At 42.7% G+C, this 26,130-nt stretch carries 24 protein-coding genes; 9 read left to right on the top strand and 15 right to left on the bottom strand.

Going from position 1 to position 26,130, the window contains the following annotated elements:
• Positions 1 to 449: 449 nt before the first annotated feature.
• From GPK60_RS12340 to GPK60_RS12315, 6 genes are all read right to left on the bottom strand, one after another.
• A complete protein-coding gene (locus tag GPK60_RS12340; protein ID WP_022118024.1) occupies positions 450 to 1,331 on the bottom strand; it encodes a DUF3881 family protein in 882 nt (293 codons plus the stop codon).
• 14 nt (positions 1,332 to 1,345) lie between these two features.
• A complete protein-coding gene (gene serS / locus GPK60_RS12335; protein WP_147632210.1) occupies positions 1,346 to 2,629 on the bottom strand; it encodes a serine--tRNA ligase in 1,284 nt (427 codons plus the stop codon).
• 153 nt (positions 2,630 to 2,782) lie between these two features.
• The gene (locus GPK60_RS12330) at positions 2,783 to 3,292 is read right to left on the bottom strand and encodes a DUF4446 family protein (RefSeq protein WP_022118026.1); all 510 of its coding nucleotides are present in this window, start codon (positions 3,290 to 3,292) and stop codon (positions 2,783 to 2,785) included.
• Positions 3,293 to 3,318: 26 nt separating this feature from the next.
• Entirely contained in the window at positions 3,319 to 4,212 is an 894-nt protein-coding gene (locus GPK60_RS12325; protein WP_173866470.1) for a ParB/RepB/Spo0J family partition protein, read from the bottom strand.
• Positions 4,203 to 4,979, bottom strand: a complete 777-nt coding sequence (locus tag GPK60_RS12320) for an AAA family ATPase (RefSeq protein ID WP_215660385.1) — start codon at positions 4,977 to 4,979, stop codon at positions 4,203 to 4,205. The genes GPK60_RS12325 and GPK60_RS12320 overlap by 10 nt, the downstream gene beginning before the upstream one ends.
• A gap of 164 nt (positions 4,980 to 5,143) precedes the next feature.
• The gene (locus GPK60_RS12315) at positions 5,144 to 5,533 is read right to left on the bottom strand and encodes a hypothetical protein (protein WP_173887264.1); all 390 of its coding nucleotides are present in this window, start codon (positions 5,531 to 5,533) and stop codon (positions 5,144 to 5,146) included.
• A 229-nt stretch (positions 5,534 to 5,762) separates the two neighbouring features.
• On the opposite strand from GPK60_RS12315, the gene GPK60_RS12310 reads away from it, so the two are divergent.
• On the top strand, positions 5,763 to 6,707 hold the full coding sequence (locus GPK60_RS12310) for an alpha/beta fold hydrolase (protein ID WP_215660382.1): 945 nt from the start codon (positions 5,763 to 5,765) through the stop codon (positions 6,705 to 6,707).
• 294 nt (positions 6,708 to 7,001) lie between these two features.
• On the opposite strand, the gene GPK60_RS12305 is transcribed toward GPK60_RS12310, so the two are convergent.
• The 9 genes from GPK60_RS12305 to rpmH all read right to left on the bottom strand — a co-directional run bounded on the left by GPK60_RS12305 (position 7,002) and on the right by rpmH (position 14,757).
• Positions 7,002 to 7,304 (bottom strand): DUF5688 family protein, encoded by a 303-nt coding sequence (locus GPK60_RS12305; RefSeq protein ID WP_215660380.1) that lies wholly within the window; start codon positions 7,302 to 7,304, stop codon positions 7,002 to 7,004.
• Positions 7,305 to 7,497: 193 nt separating this feature from the next.
• Positions 7,498 to 8,223 carry a 16S rRNA (guanine(527)-N(7))-methyltransferase RsmG gene (gene rsmG / locus GPK60_RS12300; protein ID WP_248834929.1) on the bottom strand — a complete coding sequence of 242 codons (726 nt, stop codon included), beginning with the start codon at positions 8,221 to 8,223 and terminating at the stop codon, positions 7,498 to 7,500.
• 92 nt (positions 8,224 to 8,315) lie between these two features.
• A complete protein-coding gene (mnmG, locus tag GPK60_RS12295) occupies positions 8,316 to 10,196 on the bottom strand; it encodes a tRNA uridine-5-carboxymethylaminomethyl(34) synthesis enzyme MnmG (protein ID WP_215660376.1) in 1,881 nt (626 codons plus the stop codon).
• 13 nt (positions 10,197 to 10,209) lie between these two features.
• Complete coding sequence (mnmE, locus tag GPK60_RS12290) at positions 10,210 to 11,589, bottom strand: tRNA uridine-5-carboxymethylaminomethyl(34) synthesis GTPase MnmE (protein ID WP_147632251.1); 1,380 nt, start codon at positions 11,587 to 11,589, stop codon at positions 10,210 to 10,212.
• Positions 11,590 to 11,679: 90 nt separating this feature from the next.
• Positions 11,680 to 12,591: an RNA-binding cell elongation regulator Jag/EloR gene (gene jag, locus GPK60_RS12285; RefSeq protein ID WP_022119706.1), complete on the bottom strand. Its 912-nt coding sequence runs from the start codon at positions 12,589 to 12,591 to the stop codon at positions 11,680 to 11,682.
• 54 nt (positions 12,592 to 12,645) lie between these two features.
• Positions 12,646 to 13,923, bottom strand: coding sequence for a YidC/Oxa1 family membrane protein insertase (locus GPK60_RS12280; protein ID WP_215660373.1), 1,278 nt, complete (start codon positions 13,921 to 13,923; stop codon positions 12,646 to 12,648).
• 81 nt (positions 13,924 to 14,004) lie between these two features.
• Positions 14,005 to 14,214 carry a membrane protein insertion efficiency factor YidD gene (gene yidD / locus GPK60_RS12275; RefSeq protein ID WP_147632221.1) on the bottom strand — a complete coding sequence of 70 codons (210 nt, stop codon included), beginning with the start codon at positions 14,212 to 14,214 and terminating at the stop codon, positions 14,005 to 14,007.
• A gap of 5 nt (positions 14,215 to 14,219) precedes the next feature.
• Positions 14,220 to 14,555 (bottom strand): ribonuclease P protein component, encoded by a 336-nt coding sequence (gene rnpA / locus GPK60_RS12270; protein ID WP_022119703.1) that lies wholly within the window; start codon positions 14,553 to 14,555, stop codon positions 14,220 to 14,222.
• Positions 14,556 to 14,622: 67 nt separating this feature from the next.
• On the bottom strand, positions 14,623 to 14,757 hold the full coding sequence (gene rpmH, locus GPK60_RS12265; protein ID WP_022119702.1) for a 50S ribosomal protein L34: 135 nt from the start codon (positions 14,755 to 14,757) through the stop codon (positions 14,623 to 14,625).
• Positions 14,758 to 15,436: 679 nt separating this feature from the next.
• Between rpmH and dnaA the strand changes: the two genes are divergently transcribed.
• The 8 genes from dnaA (at position 15,437) to GPK60_RS12225 (ending at position 26,128) form a co-directional block, all read left to right on the top strand.
• Entirely contained in the window at positions 15,437 to 16,828 is a 1,392-nt protein-coding gene (gene dnaA / locus GPK60_RS12260; protein ID WP_022118258.1) for a chromosomal replication initiator protein DnaA, read from the top strand.
• Positions 16,829 to 17,103: 275 nt separating this feature from the next.
• Positions 17,104 to 18,207: a DNA polymerase III subunit beta gene (gene dnaN / locus GPK60_RS12255; protein WP_022118259.1), complete on the top strand. Its 1,104-nt coding sequence runs from the start codon at positions 17,104 to 17,106 to the stop codon at positions 18,205 to 18,207.
• A 13-nt stretch (positions 18,208 to 18,220) separates the two neighbouring features.
• Positions 18,221 to 18,430 (top strand): RNA-binding S4 domain-containing protein, encoded by a 210-nt coding sequence (locus GPK60_RS12250; protein WP_022118260.1) that lies wholly within the window; start codon positions 18,221 to 18,223, stop codon positions 18,428 to 18,430.
• Positions 18,431 to 18,434: 4 nt separating this feature from the next.
• Positions 18,435 to 19,517 carry a DNA replication/repair protein RecF gene (gene recF / locus GPK60_RS12245; protein WP_147632223.1) on the top strand — a complete coding sequence of 361 codons (1,083 nt, stop codon included), beginning with the start codon at positions 18,435 to 18,437 and terminating at the stop codon, positions 19,515 to 19,517.
• A 22-nt stretch (positions 19,518 to 19,539) separates the two neighbouring features.
• Positions 19,540 to 21,465, top strand: a complete 1,926-nt coding sequence (gene gyrB, locus GPK60_RS12240) for a DNA topoisomerase (ATP-hydrolyzing) subunit B (RefSeq protein ID WP_215660370.1) — start codon at positions 19,540 to 19,542, stop codon at positions 21,463 to 21,465.
• 25 nt (positions 21,466 to 21,490) lie between these two features.
• Complete coding sequence (gene gyrA / locus GPK60_RS12235) at positions 21,491 to 24,031, top strand: DNA gyrase subunit A (protein ID WP_215660367.1); 2,541 nt, start codon at positions 21,491 to 21,493, stop codon at positions 24,029 to 24,031.
• An 18-nt stretch (positions 24,032 to 24,049) separates the two neighbouring features.
• Positions 24,050 to 25,393 (top strand): Mur ligase family protein, encoded by a 1,344-nt coding sequence (locus GPK60_RS12230; RefSeq protein ID WP_022118264.1) that lies wholly within the window; start codon positions 24,050 to 24,052, stop codon positions 25,391 to 25,393.
• Positions 25,394 to 25,408: 15 nt separating this feature from the next.
• Positions 25,409 to 26,128: a glutamine amidotransferase gene (locus tag GPK60_RS12225; protein ID WP_215660364.1), complete on the top strand. Its 720-nt coding sequence runs from the start codon at positions 25,409 to 25,411 to the stop codon at positions 26,126 to 26,128.
• Positions 26,129 to 26,130: the final 2 nt, after the last annotated feature.

Here is a 26,130-nt window from a genome sequence, read left to right as displayed (position 1 = left end):
GCATTTTTCAGAATAGATTCGAACTGAAAGTTGTTTTTCATTTTTTCCCTTTGGGGAATGCCTCGGCTTTCTCTTAGGAGGCGAGTGCTCTATCCAGCTGAGCTATGACGACACATGCCGCAAACCCTTGATTTTACTGGGTTTCTGGGATTTTTCCCTTCGGCCATATATAAGATTATCAACTCTTTTTCGAGTTGTCAATCTACAGATTTTTTTGATTTGGTAACATTAGAACGTTCCCCAATTTGGGGAATGCTTTGTTGTCACCCTTAGCATTTTTCAGAATAGATTCGAACTGAAAGTTGTTTTTCATTTTTTCCCTTTGGGGAATGCCTCGGCTTTCTCTTAGGAGACACTTGTTATATCCATTTAACTAAGGAAACAGTGTGCCTGGCAGCCAAAGCTGCCAGCTTTTTTATTATAGCACAGCCTTTTTTATGCGTCCACACTTAATTTGCGAAATTGATATGTCCCTGAAGCCATATAGTACCTTTAAATCTTCTTCCGACCTCCGGCTCACCGAGCAGATCCTCTTTGTTAATACAGACATCCAGGTTCATATCGTTGCACTCCAGCCTGAGCTGATAAATGGTTTCTTTTGTATATTTATTCACTGTTTTTTCAACATCCTTAATGTTTCCCATGACCTGATAATGATCACATTCCAGGCCATACGGCATAAAGAGTGTGTCTACAATGCTGAAAAGATCTTCTTTTAAAATCCTCTGATTGACTGCCGCATAAGTATCAATATCTTCCAATGTCAGGCTTTCGATTGCCTCTGCATCACCCTGTCTTGCGGCTGCGATCATTTTGTGCCTCTGATTTGCCGAATCACTTCCTGTCGCAGTGACACGCGGTTCCGCCTTCTGTACTGGAAATAAAATTTTGCCTTTCAGGGAAAGTCCGGAAAAGCTCGTGCTGATCTTATCACTCAACAGATGTCCGAGCAGCATTTCCTTTTTATATTTTGCGGCATTCTGTAAATAGAAAATAACCGAAACACCGATCCTTACATCTTCGCAGACACCGGCAAAGGATTCTCTTGCCGCATGGCGTTCAATAATCAGATCTTCTTTGCTGCTGATATCTTTTCCCTGAAAATATGGGAAATAATACTCCTGATGGAAACCATCCGTATCCATGATGCCGCACATCTTGATTCCCATATTTTCACCAAAGCTTTTTGTATACTCTACAAAAGCTTTGTTTTTCCCTTCTCTTGAAACTTCTCTTTCGTCAAAATCGTGGAAAACCTCGGTGAGAATTTCTTTTATATCTTTTTCATTCTGCAGATTGCTAAATCCGATTGCTCGCAGATAATTATGCAATTATGCCACCTCTATTATTTCTTTTCAATCACTTTCATGCCGCCCATGTATGGCTGAAGTACTTCCGGAATCTTAACGCTTCCGTCAGCCTGCAGGTTGTTCTCCAAGAATGCAATCAACATACGAGGCGGTGCAACTACGGTATTGTTTAATGTATGTGCAAAATATTTGCCATTCTCACCATTTATGCGGATTTTCAGACGGCGTGCCTGAGCGTCACCTAAGTTTGAGCAGCTTCCTACTTCGAAATATTTTTTCTGTCTCGGAGACCATGCTTCTACGTCCACTGATTTTACTTTCAGGTCTGCCAGGTCACCGGAACAGCATTCCAGCGTACGAACCGGGATATCCATGCTGCGGAACAGATCTACGGTGTTTTTCCACAGTTTTTCATACCACATTTTGCTTTCTTCCGGTTTGCATACAACGATCATTTCCTGTTTTTCAAACTGGTGGATACGGTATACACCTCGCTCTTCGATGCCGTGTGCACCTTTTTCTTTTCTGAAACATGGAGAATAGCTGGTCAGCGTCTTCGGCAGCTCTTCTTCCGGAATGATTGTGTCGATGAATTTACCGATCATAGAATGTTCGCTGGTTCCGATCAGATACAGATCTTCGCCTTCGATTTTGTACATCATGGAATCCATCTCGGCAAAACTCATAACGCCGGTAACTACGTTGCTGCGGATCATAAATGGCGGTACGCAGTAAGTAAATCCACGGTTGATCATGAAATCACGTGCGTATGCGATCACTGCGGAATGCAGTCTTGCGATGTCTCCCATCAGGTAATAGAATCCATTTCCGGCAACTTTTCTTGCACTGTCAAGGTCGATACCGTTGAAAGATTCCATGATTTCTGTATGGTACGGGATTTCAAAATCCGGAACAACCGGCTCACCGAAGCGTTCGATCTCTACGTTTTCGCTGTCATCTTTTCCGATCGGCACAGACGGATCGATGATGTTCGGGATAACCATCATGTTTGTTTTCAGTTTTTCTTCTACTTCAGCTTCTTCTGCGGAAAGTTCGTTGATACGGTCAGCACTTGCTGCTACCTGACGTTTTACTTCCTCTGCCTCTTCTTTTTTACCCTGTTTCATCAGGCCGCCGATCTCTTTGGACAGTTTGTTTCTTTCTGCACGCAGAGCTTCTACTTCCTGTTTGATCTCACGGTTTCTCTTGTCCAGCTCCAGTACTTCATCTACCAGCGGCAGTTTTTTATCCTGGAATTTATTTCTGATATTCTGTTTTACAATTTCCGGATTTTCTCTCACAAATTTAATGTCTAACATTTTTTATCGTCCTTTTCTTTTATTTCATTTTATTTCAACTCAAGACCCTCTGGATCACGGGTCACTTCTTTTCCGATTTTAACACATGTAATCTGCCTCGTAAAGTGACTTTGTGTCCTTCTGTGCAAACACTTTCTGTTTTAATACCTGACGTTATCCGATATCGTTGTGTGCATTTACAGCCTGACGCAGTGCTTCTTTTTCTTCTTCGCCAAGCACGATATAAGACTCGCCTTTTACGATTTCTTTGACATAAGTATAACAGCCTTCTCTGCTGTGGATCGCATTTAATACAAATCCGCTGTTCTCTTTATCCAGCATTGCAAGTGCAAAACTTAATTTGCCGCCGACATCTTTGAATGCATCATATTTTACGATTGCAGTTTTGTTCAGTGTCATTTTCTGGATTTCTTTTAATTTATAAATCTCATCCGCCTGATATTTTACTGCTTCTGTCATGGCATCTACTTCTTCGAATTTCTTTTCAAATGCTTTTTCCAGGGATATCGCATCTTTTCCACGCATGAACATTTTGTACTTATTCGTAAGTCTTGCCAGCTTCATGGACTGCTTGACCAGGAAAAAAATCAGCACAAGCTGTATCAGAATTACAATGATCAGCACGATACCTGCATCAATGCCTATCGCATCAAAAATCCCCATATTTTCCCTCCATTCCTTATTTAATTTTAATGATTCTGAACGCTTTCCAGCAGTTCAATGATCCTCTCCAGTTCCTCATTGGAATAATACTCAATCTCAATTTTTCCGCTATTATTCTTTTTGTGACTGATCTGTACTTTTGTACCGAGTATTTCTTTTACCTTTTCTTCCAGATTCCGGTAAATGATCTCTACATCCGGTTCTTTTGTTTTTGTGGTTTCTTCCTTTTCTTCGCCCAGCTTTCTGACCAGTTTTTCTGTCTCTCTGACACTTAATTTATTATCAAAGATCTGATTTGCCATCTGGAACTGCAGATCTCGGTCTTCAATAGAAATCAACGCTCTCGCATGGCCGGTCGTGAGCATTTCATCGATCACCATCTGCTGTACTCTCTCATCCAGCTTCAGAAGACGCATGGAATTGGTCACTGCCGTTCTGCTCTTGGAAACACGCTCCGCCACTTCATCCTGCTTCAGATGAAACTCGGTGAGCAGCTTTTTATAAGCTCTTGCTTCGTCGATCGGATTTAAATTTTCCCGCTGAATATTTTCAATCAGAGAAATCTCCAGGATTTCCCGATCTGTATAACTCTTGATAATAGCCGGAACCTCTTTTAACCCTGCCATCTTTGCCGCACGCCATCTGCGTTCCCCTGCTATGATCTCGTAATGATCCTCTTTTTTCTGAACAATCAGCGGTTGGATAATTCCAAATTGTTTGATGGAATCTGACAATTCCAGCAACGCATCTTCATCAAAATGTTTCCGCGGCTGTTCTCTGTTTGGTTCAATATCTGTTATCTTCAGAAGAAGCTCATTTTTTTCCGGTTTCTGCTCCGTTTTTTCCGCTTTTCTTCTTACGCTATGCTCCGGGATCAGGGAGTCCAGTCCCTTACCAAGCCCTGCTTTTCTTACAGCCATTCTTCCTCTCCTCTATGAATTACCTCTTCGGCAAGTCTGCGGTAGCTTTCTGCTCCGGTAGAACGCTTGTCATATCTGGTGATCGGCATTCCATAACTTGGTGCCTCTGCTAATCTTACATTTCTTGGGATAATTGTCTTATAAATATTCTGATCAAGATTATTTTTTACGTTTTCCACCACCTGAAGAGACAGATTGGTTCTTGCATCGTACATGGTAAATACCACGCCTTCGATTTCCAGATCCGGGTTCAGTCGATCCTGGACAAGATTGATTGTGTGGATCAGCTGAGACAGTCCCTCGAGTGCATAATATTCGCACTGAATCGGCACGAGTACCGTATCTGCCGCACACATTGCATTGATAGTCAGCATACTTAAAGAAGGTGGACAGTCGATCAGCACAAAGTCATAGTTTTTCTTTACTTCATCGATTGCTTTCTTTAAAATATATTCCTTTTCCTCTGCTCCCACCAGCTCGATCTCTGCTGCTGCCAGATTGATATTTGACGGAAGAACACTCAGATTTTCATACTCACTTTCCATAATCGCATCCTCTACGGAACACTCTTCCAGCATCAGCTCGTACACCGTATTTTCTGCCTGCTCTTTGTCAATTCCCAGTCCGCTGGTAGTATTTCCCTGTGGGTCCATATCCACTACCAGTACCTTCTTTCCCAGTTCTGCCAGAGAAGCTGCCAGATTGATCGCTGTTGTTGTTTTGCCTACACCACCCTTCTGGTTGGCGACTACGATAGTTCTTTCCATTAAATATTCCCCTTTCGTTTCCAGTTCATACCAGATGCTGCTTTGTTTCACGTGCATTTGCCCTGAACACAAAGTATTTTTCAATTATAGCACTTCTTTTTTTAGATATCCAGTCTTAAGCATTCCAAAATCCTGGAAATGTTTCACGTGAAACATATGAAATATTAATCCGGCAGATTCTGCACCTCTTCGAGCATGTACAGAAACTTGTCCAGCTTTGCCGTTACCTCTTCCAGTTCCCTCGCTGTCTGTGCCTGCTGCCTTTTGACATCATTCATCTGCTGATGCATCTCATTCAGCATCTCCTTAGACACACGCATATCTGCCCGCGGCGAAAAAATTTCAAAATCAACGTCTTCCTTTTTTTGCACCTCGTCTATGCTTTTGTGAAGGCGCTCACGTATCCCGTCAAGCCTTTCCTTTTGAGCTGTCAACCGTTCTTTTTCGGCTGTCAGACTGTCTGCTTTTTCCTTTAAATACTCTTTTACCATTTTATCATCGCTTTCTGTATGTTCTAACCCATTGTACTGGATAAACAGAATTATGTAAAGCAATGTTTCACGTGAAACATATGAAATTTTTATATCTTCTATATTGTTTCTTATTTCAAGAATACCTCTGACATTCTTGCTGCGATGTGCACGTCATGCATCCCATGCCATATTCTTCTGTGCACATCTGATATACTTTTGCCTTGTCTCTGCTTACATCTTGGATTATAATGAAGGCAATGAAAAATCACAAAGATCTGTATAAGACAATGTTTCTCAGAAAGGAGTTTTTATGAAGCAAAAAATCAAAACCGGCATTCTCATGACCGCTCTGGCTGTTGGCTCTCTTCACATCGTCAATCGCTGTGCCCAGGCTCTTGCCACGGTTAAAAATCTGCTGGATAAACATAAAGGTGCTTTTTATGACTGGCGTTTCGGTCAGGTCTATTATACAAAAACAGGAAGCGGTTCTCCTCTCCTGCTTGTTCACGATCTGGCTCCGGCTGCCTCTTCCTACGAATGGGATCTGCTGCTGAAAAATCTGTCCGCAGACCACACGGTATATTGCCTGGATCTTCTTGGCTGCGGTCGTTCTGATAAACCGAACCTGACCTACACAAACTATTTTTACGTGCAGCTTATCAATGATTTTATCGAGCATGTGATTCACGAAAAAACAGACATCATCGCTACCGGTCTGTCTTCTTCTTTTGTGTTGATGGCATGCAGTACCAATCCGGATGCCTATAACAAAATTATGATGATCAATCCGGAAAGCATTTCCAATCTGAAATGTACACCGTCCAAACGTTCCAGGATCATCAAATTTATTATGGATCTTCCGATCGTCGGTACAGCTGTATACAACATGCAGATGCGGCGGGAAAATATTGAATATTTATTCACTGAAAAGTATTTTTATAATCCTTTCTCTGTCTCAAAGAAGATGCTGGACATTTATCATGAAGCTGCTCATCTCGATGAGTGCGGCGGGAAATATCTGCTGTCCAGCCTGGATGGATTTTATTTAAATGCAGACATCTCCAGAGCCTTAAACAGCATCAACAACAGTCTGTTTATTCTCGAAGGAAGAAAGACAGAGGAACGTGAACGAACCGTCGAAGGCTATGTCCGCCTCAATTCCGCTGTAGAATACGATTTTATTGAAAATACAGAAAAATACCCGCAAATGGAAAATCCGCAGGCTGTACTGGAATATGTTGACATGTTCTTTTAAAATTTTAATTTGAATACACGTAAGATCTGGCACAAAACCATTATACCCGGACATTTCTGAATGTCTCCGACATTCTTTTGTGCACTTCTGCAATCCGTCGAAGGTTATATCAGATGGGAGATTTTATCCCGTCACAGACACAGACTTGTTGTTCACCGCCTGCAAAGACGGAGATCACCTCACATCTGGTGTACACCTTCGCTGCTGGGTTTATCTTACCCCAAAATCATCAAACAGATTATAGTTCTCGCCGATATGATAATTTCTGGTAATATCTACTTTTATTTCCCCTGTCTATACAAAAGTTCTCAGATGATTTTTTTTCTTTTTGTAATCCACATAGTAAAGCCGGTCGGAAAGCCATTCTTCCTCCGGAATGGTTTCTCTGTTTGCCCGTTTTATCTCATCAATAAAAAACTGCGGATCATAATCCTCCGGCAATGTATTTTCCGGAATAACAACCACGTGGTGAATGTTCCATAGCTGGATCAGCAAATTGCATTTGAATTTCATATACATCCATGCCTGCACCTGCGGAAGTGCAATCGCCGCTGCTCCATAGGAATAGTACAGATTGGACAGCATATAAATTTCCATAGTACAACTGTAAATTCGATCAATTACATCCGATGGTTTCACCTGTAGAAAACAGTGCGTAAAATAATACAGCCATAAATATCCGAAAACAAATTGCACGGACGGCAGCTTCCCAGAAAACGAAGCGTGTCAGCAGATTGTTTTCAAATCATCCTGACGTATGTTTTTACATTATTACACTCTTTTTACACATTCACGCAAGAGGCTCTTTCGTCGGCATCCCGGCTTTTCTCGGGTATTTCTTCGGCGTGCTTCTCTTCTTTTCCACAACCACAAGTGCCCTCTCCATGTCACTTCCCGGCAGATGGAATTTCTCCACTTTTCCGATTTCTCCGCCAAGCACATAAACTGCCTTCTTACTCTGAGCGATTTCTTCATCCACTGAAACAGATTTATAGGAAACAAATTTTCCGCCGACTTTTACAAACGGCAGGCAATACTCGGTAAGGGACGCAAGGTTCGCAACTGCTCTGGAAACAGACAGATCAAACTGTTCGCGGTATTCTGCTTTTTTCGCCGCATCTTCTGCTCTTCCATGCACCGTTTCGATTCCGGTAAGTCCCAGGTTATCCACAACTTCATCCAGAAATTTGATCCTTTTGTTCAAAGAGTCCAAAAGTGTCACCTGCAAATGTGGATAAACAATCTTCAGCGGGATTCCCGGAAAGCCGGCTCCGGTCCCGACATCGATCAGGCTGTTTATTTTTTCCATCTCCACATATTCTGCCGCTGCCACGCTGTCCACAAAATGTTTCTGCATCACTTCGTCAAATTCAGTGATCCCGGTGAGGTTCATCACTTTATTCCATTCTACCAGCAGCTCATAATATTTCTCAAACTGTTCAATCTGCTTCTCTGTCAATGTCACGCCAAATGCCTGACATCCATCTTCTAAAATATGAAATTTACTTCTGTCCACGTTTTCCTCCTGTCAAATATCTCGTGCATCTGACTTAAAATTCAATATTTACGTTTCGTCTGCCAAACATTCTTTTGCCGCAGGACTTCACTTTATTTTCGATCTCTGGATTCCAAATATACGAGCAGTACGGAAATATCCGCCGGTGACACACCGGAAATACGGGATGCCTGTCCGATGGAAAGCGGCTGGAATTTTTTCAGTTTCTGCACCGCTTCAATTCTCAGGCTTCCGACTTCGTCGTAATTAATATCTTTCGGAATCCGTTTGTTTTCCATTTTCTTGAACTGCTCGACCTGCTTCATCTGTCTTCGGATGTAGCCCTGATATTTGATGTTGATATTGACCTGTTCACGCACACCGGCAGAATACTGCGGTCTGTTTTTGTCAATCTCTTCTAACATCTCATAGTCCAGCTCCGGACGGCGTACCAGTTCTCCGATGGTTGTTCCGGACTTCAGAAGTGTACTTTCATGTGCCTCCAGAAATTTCTGTACTACTTCGGTTCCGCCAATATTCTCATGATCTACACGTTCCATTTCCTCTGCGATCTGACGCTCTTTTGTTTTCAGCTCCTGATAGCGTTCTTCGGAGATCAGCCCCACCTGATAACCTTTCTCTGTCAGACGCAGATCTGCATTGTCCTGTCGCAGAAGCAGACGATATTCTGCTCTGGATGTCATCATACGATATGGCTCACGATTCTCTTTTGTTACCAGATCATCGATTAGAACACCAATATAAGCTTCCGAACGATCAAGGATCAGCGGCTCTTTTCCCTTTACCTGCATTGCTGCATTGATACCGGCAATCAGTCCCTGTGCCGCTGCTTCTTCATATCCGCTGCTGCCGTTAAACTGTCCGCCACTGAAAAGTCCCCTGATATTTTTAAACTCCAGGGATGCATCCAGCTGTCTCGGATTGATGCAGTCATACTCGATCGCATAGGCATTGCGGACGATCTTTGCGTGCTCAAGTCCGGCTACCGTGTGGTACATTTCATGCTGAACATCTTCCGGCAGGGAGCTTGACATACCGCCGATATACATTTCGTTCGTATGCAGTCCTTCCGGCTCAAGAAATACCTGGTGTCTGTTTTTATCTGCAAATTTTACCACTTTGTCCTCGATGGACGGACAGTATCTTGGTCCGGTTCCCTCGATCATACCGGAATAAAGTGGTGAACGATCCAGATTTTTCCGGATAATTTCATGTGTTTCTTCGTTTGTATAAGTCAGCCAGCAGGATGCCTGGTCGATCTGGACACTCTCCGGATCGGTTGTAAAAGAAAAGGGTACCACTCTCTCATCGCCAAACTGTTCCTGCATTTTTGAAAAATCAATCGATCTGCGGTCTACACGTGCCGGTGTACCGGTCTTAAATCGCTGCATCTCGATTCCATGTGCTTTCAGGGAATCTGTCAGATGATTTGCTGCCTGCAATCCGTTTGGCCCGGTATAATTACTGATATCACCGTAAATACATCTTGCACGCAGATATGTTCCGGTACAAAGCACGCAGGCTTTGCAGTGATACGTTGCCCCGGAGAATGTTTTGACTCCGGTGATTTTTCCGTCTTCTGTCAGAATTTCTGCAACTTCTGCCTGCACGATTGACAGGTTATCTGTGTTTTCCAAAACTTTTCGCATGGATCTGGAATATTCTGCCTTGTCTGCCTGTGCACGCAGAGAATGTACGGCAGGTCCTTTGGATTTATTGAGCATCTTGGACTGGATAAACGTTTTGTCGATATTTTTTCCCATCTCACCGCCAAGTGCATCGATCTCTCTTACCAGATGACCCTTGGAGCTTCCACCTATGTTCGGGTTGCACGGCATCAGTGCAATGCTGTCCACACTCACGGTAAAAATGGTTGTGGAAAGTCCGAGTCTTGCACAGGCAAGTGCTGCCTCACATCCGGCATGTCCGGCTCCTACGACTACCACATCTGTATATTCTTCTAATGTATTCATTTCTTGCCTCCACTTATTTGCCCATACAGAACTTACTGAAAATTTCATTTACCAGATCATCATCCACGGCCTCGCCGATAATCGTTCCCAGAGATTCATATGCACTCATCAGATCGATCGAGAAGAAATCCTCCGGCATATCCTGTGCGATGCTCTCCGTCACCTGCTTCAGGCTCTCTTTTGCATCCATAAGTGCTGCCTTATGACGCATATTTGTGATACATACCTCATCGTTAAAAGAAAGGCTGCCTTCGAGAAACATATTTTTGAGTGTATCCTCAAGCTGTTCAAATCCAGTCTCATCTTTTGCAGAAACGCAGATCACCGGATGTTCTCCCACTTTTTCCTTCAGGATCTGTTCTGTCGTTACCGGCTCCAGATCCGATTTATTTAAAAGAACGATCACCTTTCTGCCTTCAAATAGTTCGATAATCTCTTCATCATTCTCATCCAGTGCGGTCGATGAATCTGCCACGTACAGAATCAGGTCTGCTTCTTTTGCATATTTTTTTGCACGCTGCACACCAATCTGCTCTACGATATCTTCCGTATCACGGATGCCTGCGGTATCCATCAGGTTAAGTGTGATGCCGTGAAGATTGATGCTCTGCTCCAGCACATCTCTTGTCGTTCCCGCAATGTCTGTCACGATCGCCTTTTCCGTTCCGCAGAGCTTGTTAAGCAGAGAAGACTTTCCGGCGTTTGGCTTTCCAAGGATTACCGTCTTGATGCCTTCCGTCATGATCCTTCCATCGTTTGCAGAGCGGATCAGCTTCTCGATCATCTCGATCCACGCTTCATTTTCCTTTTCAAGCTCCTGCGGATAACCGTCAAGGCTGATATGTTCCGGATCATCCAATGCCGACTCAATATATGCAATATGATAAATGATCTTTGCTCTCAGATCCTTTATTTTCTGACCGATGCTTCCGCGAAGCTGGCCGACGGAACTTTTCAGAGCGTATTCATTTTTTGCCTCAATGACATCCATCACCGCCTCCGCCTGCGACAGATCCATTCTTCCATTTAAAAAGGCACGTTTGGTAAATTCTCCCGGCTCTGCCGGAGCTGCACCATTTTTGATCACAGCTTCCAGCACTCGCTGTATCGCATACACACCGCCGTGGCAGTCGATTTCTACGGTATCTTCCGCCGTAAAACTCCTCGGTGCACGCATCAGAACTACAAGCACCTCATCCAGCACTTCGTCTCCGTCACAGATATAACCATAGTGAACCGTATGGGATTGCTGTTCTGATAATTTCTTTTTGCCTTTCGGACTTCTGTATACACGGTCCGCTATTTCAAATGCCTGATCTCCGCTGATTCGCACAATCCCGATTCCGGAACTGCTGACTGCTGTGGAGATCGCTGCAATCGTTTCACCTTTCATTGATTCCTCCTGATATTCAAAAAGTCTGATTTTCGGCAGCATATCTGCCGCACTGAAAATCAGACTCATATCACTTACAACTATTTTACTTTACTGTTTTTTTAATGTAACAACTACTTTACGATACGGCTCTTCGCCCTCGCTGTGTGTGGACACCAGCGGATCATTCTGAAGTGCAGAATGGATCACTCTTCTCTCGTATGGATTCATCGGCTCCAGAAATACCGGTTTCTTTGTTCTCTTTACTTTGAACGCAATATTCTTTGCCAGATTTTCCAGTGTCTCTTTTCTGCGTGCACGGTAGTTTTCGGTATCTACCTTCACACGTACATATCCCGCATTGCCTTTGTTGACAACGAGGCTTGTAAGATACTGGATAGAATCAAGAGTCTGTCCTCTCTTACCGATCAGAACACCCATATCTTTACCGGAAAGCTCGATGTTCAGATTGTCATCTTTATCAAATGATGTTTTGATGCAAACTTCTGAATCCATTGCTGCAAACATTTTCTCCAGAAATTCTTTTGCATCTTTCTCTGCTGCTTCTTTGTTGATCGGAAGCTTTTCTCTTGTAACTGCCGGTTTTGCCTGCGGTTCTTCTTTCTTTACTTCCACTTCTTTTTCAGCTTTTGACTGCGGCTGATTTTCCGGTTTTCTTTCCGGTTCCTTCTCAACCGGTTTTTCTTCCTTCTTTTCAACCGTTTTCTCAGGCTGTTTTTTTACCGGCTCTTTGGTAAATTTCTTTGCCGGTTTTTTCATAAAGCTTTTCTTTGCAGAAATGTCCTTCAAAGGATCTCTTACGGCTTCCTCAAAATCAAGAGAAATATCTTTTTTCTTTCTTGCCCTTATAATGGCCGGTTTTCTTCCGATTCCAAAAAGTCCGGAAGTTGCTTCCTGAATAACATCATATTCAATATTATCGCTGCTTGTTCCAAGCTGAATTGCTGCATTCATGATCGCTTCTTCTTTTGTCTTCGCAGAAACCTCGATATACTCTTCCATTTTAATACCTCCCATCCTTCTCCCCATATTACTTCTCTTTATTACCTTATTACTTTAATTCTTATTTTTCTTACCTTTTGGATTCTTTTCATCAAACTGCTGAACCATTCTCGCTTTTGCTGCAATACTTCCCGGTTTCGCATCTGCGTGTTTATAGTACTCCGTAGAATCCTGGATTTTTTTCTGACGTTCTGCCTGTTTCTTCTCATCCACTTTCTGTGCATCCTCAAGATCTTTGAAGTTTACTTTTGCATGCTCAGAAATTTTCTTTGGCGGAAGTCCCTGTTTCTTACGTTTGGCATTCATTTTCTCCACATTTTTGCGGATCAGTGCGTCCATATCCATCTTTTCCATATGTTTGTTGACAACAACCTGCTGGATACCTCTGAATACCGCACCTGCGATCCAGTAGATACCAAGACCGATCGGAAGTGACAGACAGAAGAATACAGATACCAGAGGCATCATATTGTTCATCATCTTCATGGAGCTTTCCATGGAACTGTCGTCTCCTGCCGGGCTTGCTGCTGCCTGCGGCATCAGTCTGGTGTTGAGCCACTGGCTTAAACCTGCCAGTACCGGGATTGCTAGTGCACATACAAATAAAATCCAGTTATGTGCCTTGAAATTTTCCACCATCGCTGTCATCGGTGAGTTGGAAATATTCAATCCCAGGAAATAGTTCATTTTATCAAGACTGCCTGTTGTCTGTGAGATCATACCTGACAGATCCGGAAACTTCTCTGCCATTGCAGTCCAGTCTGCCGGTTTGAACTTGTACAGTGCATCGATCGCACTGTTTGCTGTATAACCAAGTCTCTGGAAATTGACCTGGTTTCCTACTGTATCAGCTAAAAACTGCTGTGTACCCTGTGTCTTTAAAAGAACATTTACAAGAGGAGTAAATACATCTTTTACACTTGCAACGTAAGCCGGAATATTCCAGATTACACGATACAATGCAAACAGGATCAGCAGCTGAATCAGCATCGGAAGACATGTTCCCATCGGAGAAACACCGTATTTTGCATATACATTCTGTGTTTCTTCGTTCATCTTCATCATACTTACCTGGTCGTTTTTGCCGGCATACTTTTTCTGGATTGCCTTTATCTCAGGATTCATGATCGCAGACATCTTTGAAAACTTCTGCTGTTTGATCGTGAGTGGAGTGAGCAGGGCATAAATAACCAGTGTAAACAAAATAATACATACACCGATATTGGAAATCCCAAACACCCCGTCAGTGAAACTAAAAATCGCATTCATCAAAAGACCTAACAGTGTTGCCACCTGTCCAATGATGATGGTGTTGCTTTTTGTTAATAACATAACCTTCCTCCTGCATATTCACCTGACATTATACAGCAGTTCTTCATATTCAATTTTCTATTTTTAATTCTTCCTACCCGTTTACGGAACGGGATCATAACCACCCTTGGAAAAGGGATTGCATCGCAAAATCCTCCAGCATGCCAGAAGACTTCCTTTAACAGCCCCGTATTTTTGTATCGCCTCCAGGCCATACTGCGAGCAGGTCGGTGTATAGGGGCATCTCGTATGCTTTAATGGTGACAGAAATTTCTGATAAAACCGGATCATTGCGATTAAAATATTTTTCATGAATATCAACCTGCTATTTTATGCACTTTACCAAGATGTAATAATGCACTTTCTACTTCAAAATAATTCTTATCTTTTGCAACAGGTCTTGCAATTACTACAATATCATATCCTGAGTGAAATCTGGTTTCACTCAGGCGATAACTTTCTCTTATCAATCTGGCCAGTCTGTGTCTGACCACACTATTGCCCACCTTTTTACTGACCGAAATCCCAAGTCTGTTCCTCTCTGTCTGATTCGGATAGATATACATAATGAGATAACGGTTGGCGGCCGACTTTCCATACTTATATACCGTCTGGAAATCTCTGTTTTTTTTCAAAGACTCTGAAAATATCATACTGCTTCCTTTTTTCTGTCATCCTTTCAAAAGACGAACATAGAAGAAAAGGCCACACATCTGCGGCCTATGCTGATAATTTTTTTCTTCCTTTTAATCTTCTGGCAGCAAGTACTTTTCTTCCGCCTGCAGTGCTCATTCTTGCTCTGAATCCATGAACTTTAGCTCTGGATCTTTTCTTTGGCTGAAATGTCATTTTCATTATTACGGCACCTCCTTATCAAATATAAAATCTGTTTTATCTGTTTAGAAAACATCGTTTCAATTATATATGCAAAGCCCTATAAAGTCAAGTAATTCCGTGATTTTTTCAATTGAACCGAGCTTTGTGGCAGAACCGTTCCTGTCAGTCCCATAGACAAACAGATGCAAAGCGGACATCTGCATAGTTTACACTCAGTTATCCACATTTTGGGGATAACTTGGGGATAACTTTTTTATTTGATGTGAAAAACTTTTTTTCTTTTTCAAAAAAATGCCTTAAAATAAGGCTTTTCCCACTGTGGATGATGTTCCTTTAGTTATTCACACTGCCAATCCCCCCTCTTTCCTTCTTTCGACATTTTTCTGCATTTTTCGAAGTCTGTGATTCCCAAAATTCCTTTATTTTTCAACCTTTTTTTCATCTGATTCTTCTGTAACATACTTATGTAAACTTACTGGTTTACATAAAGTTATCCACATTTTGGGGATAACTTGGGGATAACTTCGTGTGTAACTTTTGCATATTTTCTACATTTTTCTCACAAACGCCCATTTTATCGCATTTTTGAGTGTGGATTATTGTCGAAAAGTTATGCACATTCAAAAATAAGCATTGATAATTTTCCTGTTTTAGTTTAATATTAAATAAGTAAAACTGGCCTTAAAAGGAGATCCTCATGAATATCATAGAAGAAAAGTGGGACAGTGTTGTGGATACCCTCAGTACAGAATTCGGATTTTCCCCAATTTCCATCAACACCTGGATCAAACCACTTCAAGTACAAAGATATGACAGTGACGAAGGCACTCTTTTTATTTATGTCCCGATTGATGAAATGGGTATTAACGAGGATTTCATTAATTCCTATATAAATAAGAAGTTTACAACTCCGCTCCGTTCTACGATTGCAGAGCTTACAGGACTGGACTGCACCAAGATCGTGTATACTGTAGAACAAAATGTTGTAAAAGAAGCGGATTCTTCTTCGAATACTGACAATTCTTTCAATAATATATTAGAAAAAGCAAATTTAAATCCGGAATATACCTTTGAAAACTTCGTTGTCGGAAGCAACAACAAATTTGCACACGCTGCATCTTTGGCAGTTGCCGAATCCCCGGGCGAAATCTACAATCCCCTCTTCCTCTACGGAGGTGTTGGACTGGGGAAAACCCATCTGATGCACTCGATCGCACACTTTATCCTGGAAAATAATCCACAGACCAGAGTACTTTATGTAACGAGTGAATCCTTTACGAACGAACTGATTGAAGCGATCCGAAACGGCAATAATACTGCTATGACAAAATTCCGTGAAAAGTACCGTAATATCGACGTTCTGCTGATCGACGATATCCAGTTTATCATCGGAAAAGAGTCCACACAGGAAGAGTTTTTCCACACGTTTAACGACCTGCATGGTGCGAAAAAACAGATCATCATTTCATCCGATAAACCGCCGAAAGAGATCGCAACGCTGGAAGGAAGGCTGAAATCCCGCTTTGAATGGGGCCTGATCGCAGATATTTCTTCCCCGGATTATGAGACAAGGATGGCAATCCTCCGCAAAAAAGAAGAACGTGATTCCAAAGAAAAAGGTTACCATCTGGATGATGAAGTCATTCAGTATATTGCTACCAATATCAAGTCCAATATCCGTGAACTCGAAGGTGCACTGAACCGGATCACTGCAATGAGCAGTCTTGAACACCGCGAAATTACAGTAGAACTGGCACAGGAAGCCTTAAAGGATATGATTTCACCGAACGCAAAACGAGAAATCACACCGGATCTGATCCTTCTGACCGTTGCAGAACACTTTCATATCAAAACAGATGATATAAAAGGTTCCAAACGAAGTGCTGATATCGTGATTCCAAGGCAGATTGCCATGTATCTGTGCCGTGAAATGACCAGCACACCGCTCAAAGCGATCGGAAAACTGATGGGAAACCGCGATCATACGACCGTACTTCATGGAGTTGAGAAAATTTCGAAAGAAATTGAGACTTCCGATGATCTGAAAAACACGATAGATATCATTAAAAAGAAACTGAATCCAAACTAGACGGCCGAAAAAGCATCGTCTTTTTATTTGTGCACAAAATAATGTGGATATGTGTTGGATACTGTGTGAATAACTTTAGCCAATTTCTGAGGATGTTAATAACCCACCGGTTTTCCTCAGAAATTTGTGGACTTTTCACCAGTTTATCCAACCTGTTTTTTCCCTTAAATTCAAGGATTTTGGGAGTTATTCACATATTCACATCCCCTACGGCGGCTACTGCGGATTTTCTCTTTAATTTATCTCATTTAACCCACAAAGGAGTTATCAACACAATGAAATTAGTATGCTCAAAAAGTAATCTTTTAAAAAGTGTGAATATTGTTCTGAAAGCAATCCCAGGAAAAACAACCATGCCTATCCTGGAATGTATTTTGATTGATGCATCCACAAACAATATTAAATTTACAGCCAACGATATGGAACTTGGAATTGAAACCATCGTTGACGGTACCATTCTGGAAAAAGGAATTGTTGCAATTGATGCAAAAATTTTCTCTGATATCATTCGTAAACTTCCTGATAATGATGTTACGATTGAAACAGACGGAAATCTGACGACTACCATCACCTGTGAGAAGGCAAAATTCAGCATCAGCGGTCAGTCCGGGGAAGAATTTTCCTATCTTCCTTATGTAGAAAGAGATAATCATATTGTTGTCTCTCAGTTTACATTAAAAGAGGTGATTCGTCAGACTATTTTCTCGATCGCAGCCAATGAAAACAATAAGATGATGACCGGCGAATTATTCGAAGTCAAAGGCGATATGCTGCGTGTAGTATCCCTAGATGGACACCGCATAAGTATACGGAAAATTGAATTAAAAGAGGAATATTCTGATATCAAAGTTGTCGTTCCTGGAAAGACACTTATCGAAATCAGTAAGATTTTATCAGGCGAAACCGAAGATGAAGTCAGTATTTTCTTTACAAAAAATCATATTGTCTTTGAATTTGATGATACCGTTGTTGTGTCACGTCTGATTGAGGGTGAATATTTCCGCATTGATCAGATGCTTTCCAGTGACTACGAAACCAAGATTCAGGTAAATAAAAAAGAGCTTCTGGACTGTATTGACCGTGCGACACTTCTGGTAAAAGAAAGTGATAAAAAACCGATCATTCTTTCAATCACAGATGATAATATTGAACTTAAGATTCAGTCTCAGATCGGTTCCATGGATGAAGAAATTGACATCAATAAAGAAGGCAAGGACATTATGATCGGATTTAATCCGCGATTTCTGATCGATGCTCTTCGTGTTATTGATGATGAAACGGTTGATATTTATCTGATGAACCCGAAAGCACCATGCTTTATCAGAGACGAACAGCAATCTTATATATATTTGATCTTGCCGGTTAATTTTATGGCATAAGGAGTGAAAGTTTATGGAAACAATTAAATTAAGAGATGAGTTTATCAAACTTGGTCAGGCATTGAAAGCAGCAGGTTTTGTAGAGTCCGGCGTGGACGCAAAATATGCCGTTCAGGATGGTCTTGTGAAGGTAAACGGCCAGACAGAAACACAGCGGGGCAAGAAACTGCATGCCGGCGATGTGGTAGAATATGATGGTCAGACTGTAAAAATTACAGATTGATGGAATGATAGTAAAATCTTTGAAGCTGAATCAGTTCCGCAATTATGAGTCGCTGCAGTTGTCTTTTGATAAGGGAACGAATCTTTTCTATGGGAACAATGCCCAAGGGAAGACCAATATTCTCGAAGCGGTATATCTATGCGGAACGACGAAATCCCATAAGGGAAGTAAAGACAGGGAAATGATCCGTTTTGGTGAGGAAGAAGCTCATATACGGATGGCGATCAGCAGAAGCCAGAGTGCTTATGAGATCGATATGCATCTGAAAAAGAACCGGCCGAAGGGCATTGCAGTCAACGGCGTGCCGATCCGAAAGGCGGCAGAGCTGCTTGGAATCGCAAACTTTGTTTTTTTCTCACCGGAGGATCTTGGTATCATTAAAAACGGACCGGCGGAGCGGCGGCGTTTTATTGATATGGAACTTTGTCAGCTGGATAAGCTTTACTTACACGAGCTTTCCAATTACAATAAAGTGATCATACAGAGAAATAAGCTGCTGAAAGAGTGTTCTTTTAACAGTCAGTATGAAGAAATGCTGGATATATGGGATATGCAGCTGGTAAAATATGGAAAAAAGCTGATCGAATCAAGGGAGCGGTTTGTCGAAGAGCTTGGCGTGATCGTAGCAGAGATACATAGAAATCTGACGGGCGGCAGAGAAGAGCTGATGGTCCGTTATGAGAAAAATGTTTCTGCGGACGAATTCGAAAGAAAACTTCAGACTTCCAGGAAACGGGATCTGAAGGTGAAAATGAGCATGACAGGTCCTCACAGGGACGATCTGCTTTTTGAAGTAAAGGGTGTAGATATCCGCAGATTTGGATCGCAGGGGCAGCAGAGAACGGCTGCACTTTCGCTGAAACTTGCGGAGATCGAACTGGTAAAAAGAGCGATCAAAGATACGCCGGTACTGCTTCTGGATGATGTACTTTCCGAACTGGACAGCAGCAGGCAGCAGTATTTATTAGACAGTATACATGATATACAGACGTTGATCACCTGTACGGGGATCGATGATTTTATAGAAAACAAGTTTCAGTTGAACAAAGTTTTTCATGTTGCAGACGGTGTTGTTTGCGAAGGATGAAAAGAAAAGACAGGAGGTTACTATGGGCACAGAGAGCAATGCAGAATACGGTGCAGATCAGATTCAGATATTGGAAGGTCTTGAGGCTGTACGAAAGAGACCGGGTATGTATATCGGCAGTACATCGTCCAGAGGTCTTCATCATCTGGTTTATGAGATTGTAGATAATGCAGTTGATGAAGCTCTTGCGGGGTATTGTGATACCATCCAGGTAACGATAAATAAAGATAATTCCGTAACAGTCATTGACAATGGACGAGGCATTCCGGTCGGAATCAACCACAAAGCAGGTATTCCGGCGGTAGAAGTCGTGTTTACGATCCTGCATGCTGGCGGAAAATTCGGCGGTGGCGGATACAAAGTTTCCGGTGGTCTGCATGGTGTAGGTGCGTCTGTTGTAAATGCACTTTCTACACATCTTGAAGTTACGATTTACCATGAAGGTAAAATTTATCGTCAGCGATATGAAAGAGGAAAAGTAGTATATAAATTAAAAGTGATCGGAGAATGTGATCCAAAGAAAACAGGTACAACGGTTACATTCCTGCCGGACAGCGAAATTTTTGAAGAAACAGTTTTTGATTTTAATGTGCTTAAACAGAGACTTCGTGAGATGGCATTTCTTACAAAAAATATCAAGATTGTTTTAAGAGATGACCGTCCGGAAGAACCAATCGAAAAGACCTTCCATTATGAGGGCGGTATCAAGGAGTTTGTGACTTACCTGAATAAAGGCAAGACACCGCTTTACCCGGATATTATTTACTGTGAAGGAATGAAGGATAATATTTATGTGGAAGTTGCCATGCAGCACAACGATGGATACACCGAAGGTTCCTACAGTTTTGTAAATAACATCACGACTCCGGAAGGCGGAACTCATCTGACTGGTTTTAAAAATGCACTGACAAAGACTTTTAATTCTTATGCGAGACTGAATAAACTGATCAAGGACACCGAGACACTTTCCGGTGATGATATCCGTGAAGGTCTTACCGTGATCGTAAGCATCAAGATTGAAGATCCGCAGTTTGAAGGTCAGACCAAGCAGAAACTGGGCAACAGTGAGGCACGAGGTGCTGTTGACAATATTGTTTCCGAGCAGCTGATGATCTATCTGGAACAGCATCCGCAGGTTGCAAAAATGATCCTTGAGAAATCTATCATGGCTCAGAGAGCGAGAGAGGCAGCCAGAAAAGCAAGAGATCTGACCAGAAGAAAATCTGCACTGGAAGGAATGTCTCTTCCTGGAAAACTGGCAGACTGTTCAGACAAAGATCCGAAAAACTGTGAAATCTATATTGTTGAGGGAGATTCTGCCGGTGGTTCTGCAAAGACAGCGAGAAGCCGTGCAACCCAGGCAATCCTGCCGCTTCGCGGAAAAATCCTGAATGTGGAGAAAGCAAGACTTGACCGTATTTATGCAAATGCGGAGATCAAGGCGATGATCACTGCGTTCGGAACCGGTATCCACGAAGATTTCGATATTTCAAAACTGCGTTATGACAAGATCATCATTATGACCGATGCCGATGTTGATGGTGCACATATCAGTACACTGCTTTTGACATTCCTGTACCGTTTCATGCCGAATCTAATCAAAGAAGGACATGTATATCTGGCACAGCCACCACTGTATAAACTGGAGAAAAACAAAAAAGTCTGGTATGCGTACAGCGATGAGCAGCTGGCAGCGATCCTGGAAGAAGTCGGACGAGACCAGAACAACAAGATCCAGCGTTACAAAGGTCTTGGAGAGATGGATGCAGAGCAGCTCTGGGAAACTACCATGGATCCGGAAAAACGAGTGCTCCGCCGTGTTGTTATGGATAACGAAAATTCTTCAGAGCTGGATGTTACCTTTACAACGCTGATGGGCGATCAGGTAGAACCAAGAAGAGAATTTATAGAAGAGAATGCTCAGTTTGTAAAAAATCTGGATATTTAGTGCTCGGAAGTAGGAGGAAAAACTGTTGGAAGACAATATTTTTGATAAGATACATGACGTGGATTTGAAAAAGACCATGGAAGAATCTTATATCGATTATGCAATGAGCGTTATTGCAGCACGTGCATTGCCGGATGTAAGAGACGGTCTGAAGCCGGTGCAGCGAAGAGTTTTGTATTCCATGATCGAACTGAATAACGGACCTGACAAGCCGCACCGTAAATGTGCACGTATTGTCGGTGATACCATGGGTAAATATCATCCACATGGAGACAGCTCCATCTACGGAGCACTGGTAAATATGGCTCAGGACTGGTCAACCAGATATCCGCTGGTAGACGGCCACGGAAACTTTGGTTCTGTCGATGGCGACGGAGCTGCTGCCATGCGATATACGGAGGCACGTCTGAGCAAAATTTCCATGAAAATGCTTGCAGATATCGATAAAAATACGGTAGATTTTTCACCGAACTTCGATGAAACGGAGAAAGAGCCAGATGTACTTCCGGCAAGATTTCCGAATCTTCTGGTAAATGGTACGACCGGTATCGCCGTAGGTATGGCAACGAACATTCCGCCGCATAATCTGCGTGAAGTTGTAAAAGCCGTTGTGAAGATCATCGACAACCGCATTGAAGAAGGCAGAGAGACGGAGATCGAAGAAATCCTGGATATCGTAAAAGGTCCGGATTTCCCGACCGGTGCAATGATCCTCGGAACAAGAGGAATCCAGGAAGCTTACCGCACAGGACGCGGCAAGATCCGTGTGCGTGCCGTAACAGAAATCGAATCCATGCCAAACGGCAAGAGCCGTATTCTGGTATCGGAGCTGCCGTACATGGTAAACAAGGCCAGACTGATCGAAAAAATGGCAGAACTGGTACGTGATAAAAAGATTGACGGAATCACAGCGATCACAGATGAATCAAGCCGTGAAGGTATGCGTATCAACATTGAGCTTCGAAGAGATGTCAACGCAAATGTCGTACTGAATCAGCTTTTCAAACATACACAGCTCCAGGATACCTTTGGTGTGATTATGCTCGCACTGGTAAACAAAGAGCCGAAAGTTCTGAATCTTCTGGAGATGCTCCAGCATTATCTGAGACATCAGGAAGATGTTGTTACAAGACGTACACAGTACGAACTCAACAAAGCAGAAGAACGTGCACATATCTTAAAAGGTCTGCTGATCGCACTGGATCATATTGATGAAGTCATCAGCATTATCCGTGCATCCAGAACAGCAGCACTTGCAAAAGAAGCATTGATGACACGTTTTGAACTTTCCGATGCACAGGCACAGGCGATCGTAGATATGCGTCTGCGTGCACTGACCGGTCTGGAAAGAGAGAAGATCGAAGCAGAGTATGAAGCTTTGATGGCAAAAATCAAGGAGTTGAGAGCCATTCTGGCAGACGAAAATCTTCTGCTTGGCGTGATCAAAACAGAAATCATGGAAATCGCAGATAAGTATGGTGATGAGAGAAGAACTTCCATTGGATTTGATATGTATGATATTTCTACAGAAGATCTGATCCCGCGTGAAAATGTTGTGATCGCCATGACAAAACTTGGTTATATTAAACGTATGAGTGTTGACAATTTCAAGGCTCAGAACCGCGGTGGCAAGGGCATCAAGGGTATGCAGACCATCGAAGATGACTACATCGAAGAACTGCTGATGATGAATACACATCACTATCTGATGTTCTTTACCAACACCGGAAAAGTATACCGCCTGAAAGGATATGAAATCCCGGAAGCCAGCCGTACGGCAAGAGGAACGGCGATCGTCAATCTGCTTCAGCTCGCACCGGAAGAAAAGATCACGGCGATGATCCCGGTCAAAGAGTACAAGCAGGGCAAATATCTGTTTATGGCAACCAGAAAGGGTATTGTGAAAAAGACACCGCTTCTGGATTATGCAAACGTAAGAAAGACAGGACTTGCAGCCATCAGCCTGCGTGAAGATGATGAACTGATCGAAGTCAAGCTGACCAACAACAAGAAAGATATTTTCCTGGTAACAAAATACGGTCAGTGTATTCGATTCTCGGAAACCGATGTCCGCAGCATGGGACGTACGGCGATGGGAGTCATCGGCATGCAGCTTAATGACGGCGACGAAGTCATTGGTATGCAGCTCAATACACAGGGAGATCACCTTCTGATCGTATCTGCAAACGGCATGGGAAAACTGACCTCGATCGATGAGTTCAAGAGCCAGAACCGCGGTGGTAAAGGTGTGAAATGTTATAAGATCATGGAGAAGACAGGAAATGTGATCGGTGTTAAGAACCTCCATATGGATGACGAGATCATGATGATCAATACCGAAGGCATTGTCATTCGTATGATGTGCAGCGATATTTCCGTTCTTGGACGTGTGACATCCGGTGTGAAACTTATGAATCTTTCGGAGAACGTATCTGTGGCAAGTATTGCGAAAGTCCGTGAAACTTCAGCAGACAGCGAAGATATCATCAAAAAAATCGAAGACGAAATGATCGAAGATGAGAAAAACGACGAAGAAATCAAAAACGAAGAGACAACACAGGAGTAATCAAACTGGAGGAAGACCATGATTTTGCGAAGAATGCTTGCAATCTGGATTTCAAAAGCAACATGTGTAGTATGTAAACTTGCCGGCAAACAGGGGGTAACCCTGGCCGGCAAAATTGCACTTAAAATAGATCCGAAAATCCTGATGGAACTTTCCGGGCAGGTGCGGAAAAAGATTTTTATCACCTGCGGAACAAACGGAAAGACGACAACCAATAATCTGCTCTGCTCGGCAATCGAGGCAGAAGGTGAGAAAGTGATCTGCAACCACACCGGTTCCAATATGCTCAACGGTGTCGTATCGGCATTCGTGCTGGCAGCGAAATGGAACGGAAAACTGGATGCGGATTATGCGTGTATTGAGATTGATGAGGCATCAACAGTAAGAGTTCTGCCGTATTTTAAACCGGACTATATGATTTTGACCAATCTTTTCCGTGATCAGCTCGACCGTTACGGGGAGATTGATATTACGATGGAACTGCTCAAAAAAGCCATGCATATGGCTCCTGATATGACACTTGTCGTAAATGGCGATGATGCACTTTCGGCATTTCTTGCAAAAGATTCCGGTAACAAATATGTTACATTTGGTATCGGAAAGCAGTGTCAGCAGGAAAAAGAAAATGCAAGAGAGATCCGGGAAGGTCAGTTCTGCAAATGCTGCGGAGAAAAGCTGAATTACCATTTTTACCATTACAGTCAGCTTGGGGATTATGAGTGTCCGAACTGCGGATTTAAAAGACCGAAGCTCGATTTTGATGCTGAAAACGTAAAAAGCGGTGGAAAACTTTCCTTCGATGTGGATAACAGAGAAATAAAAGCCAACTACCGTGGATTCTACAACGTTTATAATATTCTGGCAGCCTATGCAGCAGCTCGCACAGCCGGTCTGGAATTAAAGAATTACAACAAAGTGCTGGCAGACTACAATCCGCAGAACGGACGTATGGAGCATTTTCACATCAAAAATACCGATGTTCTGCTGAACCTTGCAAAGAATCCGGCTGGATTTAACCAGAATATTTCCGCAGTGCAGGAAGATGACAAACCGAAAGATATCATCGTGCTGATCAACGATAAAGATCAGGATGGCACGGATATTTCCTGGCTCTGGGATGTGGATTTTGATCGTTTTCAGGATATGAATGCAGCGTCGATCACGGTCAGCGGAATCCGATGCCAGGATATGCGTCTGCGTCTGAAATATGTTGATATTCCATCCAGGCTGGAACCGGATGTAGAAAAGGCGATCCGCAGCCGCATTGCAGACGGAACCGGAAATCTGTACGTGCTGGTAAATTATACGGCACTTTATGACACTCACAATATCCTGAAAAAATTAGAACAGGAAAAAGCGTAGGAGGCGGCAGAAACTATGAAAATTACAATCGGACACCTTTATCCGGATCTGTTGAACCTCTACGGAGACCGGGGAAATATCCAGTGCATGATGAAACGCTGCCAGTGGAGAGGCATTGAAGCAGAAACGCTGGAATTTAAACTGGAAGATGAAGTAGATTTTTCCAAACTGGATATTGTGCTGCTCGGAGGCGGTTCTGACCGTGAGCAGATGATCGTCTGCAAAAGACTGCAGCAGATCCAGAAAAACTTTAAAGATTATGTGGAAGACGGCGGTGTTGTGATCGCTGTCTGCGGTGGTTATCAGCTGCTTGGAGATTACTATCAGACGGACGAAGGCCGCATGGAAGGACTGCATCTGGTCAAACTCCACACGGAGCAGAAACCGGGAAGACTGATCAGCAATATCGTGCTGAAAAGTGATCTCTTTGATATGCCGGTCGTTGGATTTGAAAATCACGGCGGACGTACCGATATCGGTGATAACCAGCCGTTTGGCAAAGTCCTGTATGGTTCCGGAAACGACGGTGAATCTGGCTATGAAGGTATTGTATACAAGCATGTGATCGGCACCTATCTGCACGGACCACTGCTGCCGAAAAATCCACAGGTTTGTGACTGGCTGATAGAGAAAGCACTGGAGAGAAAATATGGAGAAGAAATCAAACTTCAGCCGCTGGATGATCAGGAAGAAAAAGAAGCAAACGCTTATATAGTAAACAGATTTGTAAAATAGAG

The organism is Ruminococcus sp. MCC718, assembly GCF_018783905.1.
GTDB lineage: Bacteria > Bacillota > Clostridia > Lachnospirales > Lachnospiraceae > Hominisplanchenecus > Hominisplanchenecus faecis.
This window is presented reverse-complemented; position numbering and strand designations above follow the sequence as displayed.

What these genes read in the sequence shown, in the direction of transcription:
- GPK60_RS12250 (WP_022118260.1), top strand. Translation starts at nt 18,221, where the DNA reads ATGGAAACAATTAAATTAAGAGATGAGTTTATCAAACTTGGTCAGGCA.
- rnpA (WP_022119703.1), bottom strand. Translation starts at nt 14,555, where the DNA reads ATGATATTTTCAGAGTCTTTGAAAAAAAACAGAGATTTCCAGACGGTA.
- jag (WP_022119706.1), bottom strand. Translation starts at nt 12,591, where the DNA reads ATGGAAGAGTATATCGAGGTTTCTGCGAAGACAAAAGAAGAAGCGATC.
- serS (WP_147632210.1), bottom strand. Translation starts at nt 2,629, where the DNA reads ATGTTAGACATTAAATTTGTGAGAGAAAATCCGGAAATTGTAAAACAG.
- mnmG (WP_215660376.1), bottom strand. Translation starts at nt 10,196, where the DNA reads ATGAATACATTAGAAGAATATACAGATGTGGTAGTCGTAGGAGCCGGA.
- recF (WP_147632223.1), top strand. Translation starts at nt 18,435, where the DNA reads ATGATAGTAAAATCTTTGAAGCTGAATCAGTTCCGCAATTATGAGTCG.
- yidD (WP_147632221.1), bottom strand. Translation starts at nt 14,214, where the DNA reads ATGAAAAATATTTTAATCGCAATGATCCGGTTTTATCAGAAATTTCTG.
- mnmE (WP_147632251.1), bottom strand. Translation starts at nt 11,589, where the DNA reads ATGAAAGGTGAAACGATTGCAGCGATCTCCACAGCAGTCAGCAGTTCC.
- rpmH (WP_022119702.1), bottom strand. Translation starts at nt 14,757, where the DNA reads ATGAAAATGACATTTCAGCCAAAGAAAAGATCCAGAGCTAAAGTTCAT.
- dnaN (WP_022118259.1), top strand. Translation starts at nt 17,104, where the DNA reads ATGAAATTAGTATGCTCAAAAAGTAATCTTTTAAAAAGTGTGAATATT.
- GPK60_RS12320 (WP_215660385.1), bottom strand. Translation starts at nt 4,979, where the DNA reads ATGGAAAGAACTATCGTAGTCGCCAACCAGAAGGGTGGTGTAGGCAAA.
- GPK60_RS12310 (WP_215660382.1), top strand. Translation starts at nt 5,763, where the DNA reads ATGAAGCAAAAAATCAAAACCGGCATTCTCATGACCGCTCTGGCTGTT.
- gyrB (WP_215660370.1), top strand. Translation starts at nt 19,540, where the DNA reads ATGGGCACAGAGAGCAATGCAGAATACGGTGCAGATCAGATTCAGATA.
- GPK60_RS12305 (WP_215660380.1), bottom strand. Translation starts at nt 7,304, where the DNA reads ATGGAAATTTATATGCTGTCCAATCTGTACTATTCCTATGGAGCAGCG.
- GPK60_RS12280 (WP_215660373.1), bottom strand. Translation starts at nt 13,923, where the DNA reads ATGTTATTAACAAAAAGCAACACCATCATCATTGGACAGGTGGCAACA.
- GPK60_RS12230 (WP_022118264.1), top strand. Translation starts at nt 24,050, where the DNA reads ATGATTTTGCGAAGAATGCTTGCAATCTGGATTTCAAAAGCAACATGT.
- GPK60_RS12225 (WP_215660364.1), top strand. Translation starts at nt 25,409, where the DNA reads ATGAAAATTACAATCGGACACCTTTATCCGGATCTGTTGAACCTCTAC.
- GPK60_RS12330 (WP_022118026.1), bottom strand. Translation starts at nt 3,292, where the DNA reads ATGGGGATTTTTGATGCGATAGGCATTGATGCAGGTATCGTGCTGATC.
- dnaA (WP_022118258.1), top strand. Translation starts at nt 15,437, where the DNA reads ATGAATATCATAGAAGAAAAGTGGGACAGTGTTGTGGATACCCTCAGT.
- GPK60_RS12325 (WP_173866470.1), bottom strand. Translation starts at nt 4,212, where the DNA reads ATGGCTGTAAGAAAAGCAGGGCTTGGTAAGGGACTGGACTCCCTGATC.